Source organism: Streptomyces sp. SID14478 (genome assembly GCF_010548525.1).
GTDB lineage: Bacteria > Actinomycetota > Actinomycetes > Streptomycetales > Streptomycetaceae > Streptomyces.
This window is the reverse complement of sequence record NZ_JAAGMG010001006.1, coordinates 1-1055: the sequence shown is the minus strand read 5'-3', so window position 1 is coordinate 1055 and position 1055 is coordinate 1. Positions and strand designations below refer to the sequence as shown.

Annotated in this window: 1 protein-coding gene; it reads left to right on the top strand. The window is 75.5% G+C overall.

Features of this window, described 5'->3' with window-relative positions:
* On the top strand, positions 1-1055 hold a 1055-nt coding region (locus tag G3I40_RS32545), incomplete at both ends, for an SPOR domain-containing protein (RefSeq protein ID WP_164306212.1).

Here is a 1055-nt window from a genome sequence, read left to right as displayed (position 1 = left end):
CTGCCGCTCGGCGCCGCCGGCCTCACCGAGACCCGCACCACGCGCACGCTCCAGCCCGGGGTCACCCTCACCCGGATCGTGCGCGGCGCCGACGCACCGGCCCTGCCCTGGACCGTCGAGGTGTCCATCCCCGGCGGCGCCACGTCCCCTGACCCCGACGCACCTCCGACGGCACTGAAGGACCGGGCCAGCGCCGACGAACTGGCCGCCGCACTGCGGGCGGACGGGTTCGACGCCCGCGCCGAGGACGTCGTCACGCCCGCGACCACCGATCACGCCGGGGGATCGCTCGGGTGGCGGGTCCGCGTCGGCACGTACGACTCGCAGAGCGCCGCGACGGCCGAGCAGACCCGGCTGCGCACGGCCGGGTACACCGGAGCGGCCGCGTACACCGGTTGGGACGGCGATCCCGCCGACCGCGGCCCCTGGCGGATCGACGTGCTCACCATCGATCCGCACCGCTTCCACGGCAGGCTGAAGGCGTCGTACGGACCGGACCTGGAGAACCGGGAGACGACCAGCGCCCTGGCCGCCGCCGACGGCGCGACCGCCGCCGTCAACGCCGGCTTCTTCGTCCTCGACCCGAAGGCCGGCGCGCCGGGCGACCCCGCCGGAATCGGCGTCTACGACGGACGGCTGCTGAGCGAGACGGTCGACGGCCGTCCGGGCCTCGTGATCCGCGACTCCGCCGAACGCACCCGGATCGACCGGTTCACCTGGCAGGGGCGCCTCGTCGGCCCCGGTACCTCGCTGGCCCTGGACGGCATCGACCGCGTACCGGGACTGATCAGGAACTGTGGCGGCACCGCCGACGACGTGCCCACCGCCCTGCCGCTGCACGACACGACCTGCACCGACCCTGACGAACTCGTCGCGTTCACACCGGAGTTCGGCAGCAGCACCCCGCAGGGCGACGGGCTGGAGGCCGTGCTCGACCGGCACGGGAAGGTCGTCGCGACGCGCTCGCCGCGCGGCGGACCCCTTCCCGACGGGGGCAGCTCCGTCCAGGCCACCGGCACCGACGTGGCGCGCCTCGCCGCCGTCGCGAAGCCCGG